Consider the following 4064-nt stretch of genomic DNA (forward strand, 5'->3'; position numbering starts at 1 on the left):
AAATCCTTATCTGGCAAGAGACTTAATTGATTAGTTCGCTCTAGAGCAAAAATAATTGACAAAAATCGCCAAATGCCTTTCTATATAAGGGTTCCATCCCTTATAACCCCCGTCCATTGCATAACAAAAACCGAAGAACCAAAAGATTTTGATACTAATCTTTATGTGGGTTATGTCCCTGGTTTTCCAGGAGCAAATTCTCAAGGTGAAACTTTAGATGAATTACAGACAAATCTTTGTGAAGTGATAGAAATGCTCCTTGAGGATGAACAAACAAAATTTAAAACAGTATTTGTTGGTACACAGTAATCATCAGCAATATACCTGTTCTGAAACCACAGGAAGTGGTTCGTATCTTAGAAAGTCTTGGCTTTGTTGAGGTACGTCAGAAAGGCTCCCATAAACAATTCTGTCCTGAAGATGGACGTGCAACTACTGTTCCATTTCCTAAACATGGCTTAAAGAAGAGAGAAGTGAGAGAATAGAGTGGAATGATCAGATGCTTCCATGCCTAGAAAGATCCGAGAGTTGAAAGCTCAAATTGTCCGTGAAGGATTTGTTTACTTACCCAAACGGGGCAAGGGTAGCCATGAACGTTGGAGACATCCTTTGATCGGAAAAACACTGACAATCCCGGGCAAAGATGGAGATGATGTCCCACTTTACCTAGAAAAACAACTGGCAAAACTACTGACTGAACTGAAAGAGTTGCGAGAGGATGGAGATTAATGAATAAATACAGCATGATTGTTCAGTGGTCTGATGAGGATCAGCTTTTCCTAGTAACGATCCCAGAGTTTTCTGATCTTGTCGTCATGCCTTGTACTCATGGCAAAACTCGTCAAGAGGCTATCCACAACGGAGAAGAAGTGATTGAAATGTACTTGGAAGCCTGGCGGACAGAAGGTGAAGTGATTCCCGAACCCAGAACAAGATCGGTCGCTTGATATTCCTGCTCGGTCCTGGGGCATAACAACGCCTCTGCACACCGACTGCCGAGAGTTAATCGGTGATGATGCTAGGGTTATCCCCACAGTGAACAGCAATCAGTGAACTGAAAACCCACATCTGATCACTAATACCCTAAAACCCCAACACCCAAGCCCTGCTATACAATGGTTTTTGACTTGTTTTTTGGAAGGGAACGCTAAACTATGTATTCGATCGATATTACCCTGAAACTCTCGCCCATCCCCATTTCCGTGCAGCGCAAGGAAGAAGCAGCAGCAGACGCTTTGTATCAAACAATTATTAACGCTATGCGATCGCCAAATCCGGAATTATTAGAATTAACCTGCGAAAAACAAACCGATAAAAAGGTGGCGGTTTTGAGCGATCAGATCAGTGCGGTGATTGTGTCACAAAAATCTGGGGCTGCCTCCACCGGTAGAGCGCCGGGGTTTGTCGCTTTAGCCACAGAATAAGTAGGTAGGTGTTAAAAGTTCTCATATCCCCCCTGCCCCCCTTATCAAGGGGGGTGCCGATAGGCGGGGGGATCCCCCCTGCCCCCCTTGATAAGGGGGGTGTCTGACAACTTTTAACGCGTACCTACTTAACTGATAACTGATAACTGATAACTGAAAAGGCTGATAATTCATGACTATAAAAGTAACAGACCTCTGCTTTAGCTGGCCGAATGGGAAATCAGTATTAAATGGCTGCTCTTTGCAAGTTCCCAGAGGAGAATTTTGGATGTTGTTGGGGACAAATGGCAGCGGTAAATCAACCCTGCTGCGGCTCTTAGCGGGATTATTAAAACCTAGTCGCGGGGAAATAGAGATACCTAACCCCCTCGGTTTTGTTTTTCAAAATCCCGACCATCAGTTAGTTATGCCAACAGTGGGGGCAGATGTGGCTTTTGGGTTGGTATCCGAGGGTTTATCCACGCCGGCAATTCGGGCCCGGGTGCGGGAATCCCTAGGGGCGGTGAATTTATTAGAAATGGAAAAACGACCGATATATGCTCTCAGTGGCGGACAAAAGCAAAGAATCGCCATTGCCGGGGCTTTAGCTCGTCATTGCGAGGTTTTGCTCTTTGATGAACCCACCGCCCTTTTGGATGGGGATACCCAGCTAGAATTAGTCTCTCAAGTGCAGAACTTGGTCAAAAACCGAGGTATTACAGCCCTTTGGGTGACTCATCGCCTTGATGAATTGGATTACAGCGATGGAGCATTTTTGTTAGAGGGGGGCAAGGTAACGGATCAGGGAAATGCCCTAGAATTAAAAGCGAGATTATTGGCAAGTGCGGCGGGAGAATCTTAAATTTTTTGTTAATATCATTAGGATGCTGTTTTTTAGAACTGCCCTTAATGCCACACCAATCACTCTCAAAGCCATGGTTAATTCCTCTGATCGTTCCCTTCTGCTGGTTGACGGCTACAACGTCATCGGCGCTTGGCCGTCCCTGAAAAAAATTAGCGATCGCCACGGTCTCGAACCGGCGCGAGACAAGTTAATTGAAACCCTAATCGGTTACACCCACCACCAGGGTTATCAAACCCAAATCGTCTTCGATTCCTACCTTCAAGATACCCCCGGCAGCCAAGAACGCTACACTAACCATTTATCGGTTTATTTTACCGCTCACGCTCAAACCGCCGACACCTATATCGAGAAAACCTGCGCCGATTTTTGGCACGATCGCGCCCCAGCTATCGGACGGATTATCGTCGCTACCTCTGATAATGCCCAAAAAATGACCGTTATGGGTTATGGGGCCCAGTGGATTTCCGCTCAACGTCTCGAAATCGAGGTGGATTTAACCGGTCGTCGTCTGAGACAATCCCAGAGTTCTTCTCAAAGTCCCAAAGGGCGTTTTTTATTCCATTCTCTCGATGCTCAGGTGCAACAGAAATTAGAGAAAATGCGCCACGGAATTAGTTATCAAAAACCTTGACAAATTACCTCAAATATGTATCGACAAAAATCCCCCGTAGAGGCACAGGTAACTAACTGTGTCTCTAGGTTTTTAAAGGTCAGTTGCGGTTCGGGGGATTTTGTCAAAAGCCGGCCGCTCTCAACTACTCGTTTCACAGCTGCAATTCTGCTAAACCTAAATAATTAATTCCCGTGGGTGTCACTTGGAAGCGACAGGGTAAAACCTTGACTCCTTTAGCCACTGCTTGACGCAATAACTGCCCGTATTTAGCATCTTTACTATCCCCCGGAGCAAATCGGTCACAATCACCCCGATTAATAAAGTAGAGCATAATCGCCTCCGCTGCCGGCAATAAAGCCATTAATTCCTGTAAATGCTTCTGTCCTCGCGTGGTGACAGTATCGGGAAAAAGTGCCGTTTCTCCCTGATTCCAAGTGGTATTTTTGACCTCGATATAGGTGAGGGAATTATCCCCATGGGTCAAAAGAAAATCAATTCTACTGCCGTTATTTTGACCGTAGGCCACTTCCGACCGCACTTCGGTGTCATTTTTGACCAAATCGGGAAAAACTCCTTGCAACAGGGCATTTTTCACCACCTGATTAGGAAGATTGGTATTAACTCCCACCCAAGTCTCCCCCAGTTGAATCATCTCCCAGGTATAAGCTAATTTTCGCTTCGGGTTATCACTGCGAGAAAGATAAACCGGTTGACCTTCTACGCATACATCCGTCATCGGTCCGGTATTAGCGCAATGGGCCGTAATTAATTCTCCGTTGTCCAATTGTATATCGGCAAAAAAGCGTTTGTAACGTTTAATTAAAATACCCTTGACAAGAGAAGGGTAAGTGTGAACTAACAAGGGAGTCATGAAATTTCTGCCGAGGAATATAAGGTAAAGAATAGCCTTTTTTTGGGAGCTTAACCTGAAGACAGGAGATGGGGAGATAGGGAAATTTCAGCTAAATTCCCCACTACCCCACTACCCAATTCATAAGTAGGTAGGCGTTAAAAGTTGTCAGACACCCCCCTTATCAAGGGGGGCAGGGGGAATCCCCCCGCCTATCGGCACCCCCCTTATCAAGGTAGGGCTGTTTCATTTAAATTAAGTATAGCTGATTTTGAGTCAATAAATTTGACCGAAGATTCTCAAGTTTATCTTGTTCTAACCAAAAGAGTTAGT

Annotated in this window: 8 protein-coding genes; 7 read left to right on the forward strand and 1 reads right to left on the reverse strand. The window is 45.2% G+C overall.

Annotated features, from left to right (window positions below; all coding sequences use genetic code 11):
• The first annotated feature begins 120 nt into the window (after nucleotides 1–120).
• From PX482_RS11610 to PX482_RS11640, 7 genes are all read left to right on the forward strand, one after another.
• Nucleotides 121–309 carry a type II toxin-antitoxin system HicB family antitoxin gene (locus PX482_RS11610; RefSeq protein WP_288023615.1) on the forward strand — a complete coding sequence of 63 codons (189 nt, stop codon included), beginning with the start codon at nucleotides 121–123 and terminating at the stop codon, nucleotides 307–309.
• A 35-nt stretch (nucleotides 310–344) separates the two neighbouring features.
• Nucleotides 345–485, forward strand: a complete 141-nt coding sequence (locus tag PX482_RS11615; protein ID WP_002756833.1) for a type II toxin-antitoxin system HicA family toxin — start codon at nucleotides 345–347, stop codon at nucleotides 483–485.
• Between the two features lie 22 nt (nucleotides 486–507).
• A complete protein-coding gene (locus PX482_RS11620; protein WP_002756832.1) occupies nucleotides 508–729 on the forward strand; it encodes a type II toxin-antitoxin system HicA family toxin in 222 nt (73 codons plus the stop codon).
• Nucleotides 729–947, forward strand: coding sequence for a type II toxin-antitoxin system HicB family antitoxin (locus tag PX482_RS11625; protein ID WP_002756831.1), 219 nt, complete (start codon nucleotides 729–731; stop codon nucleotides 945–947). The genes PX482_RS11620 and PX482_RS11625 overlap by 1 nt, the downstream gene beginning before the upstream one ends.
• Nucleotides 948–1154: 207 nt before the next feature.
• Nucleotides 1155–1424 (forward strand): UPF0367 protein family, encoded by a 270-nt coding sequence (locus PX482_RS11630; RefSeq protein WP_002756830.1) that lies wholly within the window; start codon nucleotides 1155–1157, stop codon nucleotides 1422–1424.
• 172 nt (nucleotides 1425–1596) lie between these two features.
• On the forward strand, nucleotides 1597–2265 hold the full coding sequence (locus PX482_RS11635) for an energy-coupling factor ABC transporter ATP-binding protein (RefSeq protein WP_002756829.1): 669 nt from the start codon (nucleotides 1597–1599) through the stop codon (nucleotides 2263–2265).
• A 22-nt stretch (nucleotides 2266–2287) separates the two neighbouring features.
• The gene (locus tag PX482_RS11640; RefSeq protein WP_002756828.1) at nucleotides 2288–2899 is read left to right on the forward strand and encodes an NYN domain-containing protein; all 612 of its coding nucleotides are present in this window, start codon (nucleotides 2288–2290) and stop codon (nucleotides 2897–2899) included.
• A 133-nt stretch (nucleotides 2900–3032) separates the two neighbouring features.
• On the opposite strand, the gene sfsA is transcribed toward PX482_RS11640, so the two are convergent.
• Nucleotides 3033–3752: a DNA/RNA nuclease SfsA gene (sfsA, locus tag PX482_RS11645; RefSeq protein WP_002756827.1), complete on the reverse strand. Its 720-nt coding sequence runs from the start codon at nucleotides 3750–3752 to the stop codon at nucleotides 3033–3035.
• Nucleotides 3753–4064: the final 312 nt, after the last annotated feature.

It is taken from the genome of Microcystis sp. M53602_WE12 (assembly GCF_030065455.1).
Lineage (GTDB): Bacteria > Cyanobacteriota > Cyanobacteriia > Cyanobacteriales > Microcystaceae > Microcystis > Microcystis aeruginosa.

Coding starts and splice junctions, on each gene's coding strand:
- PX482_RS11640 (WP_002756828.1), top strand. CDS start 2,288: ATGCTGTTTTTTAGAACTGCCCTTAATGCCACACCAATCACTCTCAAA.
- PX482_RS11630 (WP_002756830.1), top strand. CDS start 1,155: ATGTATTCGATCGATATTACCCTGAAACTCTCGCCCATCCCCATTTCC.
- PX482_RS11620 (WP_002756832.1), top strand. CDS start 508: ATGCCTAGAAAGATCCGAGAGTTGAAAGCTCAAATTGTCCGTGAAGGA.
- PX482_RS11635 (WP_002756829.1), top strand. CDS start 1,597: ATGACTATAAAAGTAACAGACCTCTGCTTTAGCTGGCCGAATGGGAAA.
- sfsA (WP_002756827.1), bottom strand. CDS start 3,752: ATGACTCCCTTGTTAGTTCACACTTACCCTTCTCTTGTCAAGGGTATT.
- PX482_RS11625 (WP_002756831.1), top strand. CDS start 729: ATGAATAAATACAGCATGATTGTTCAGTGGTCTGATGAGGATCAGCTT.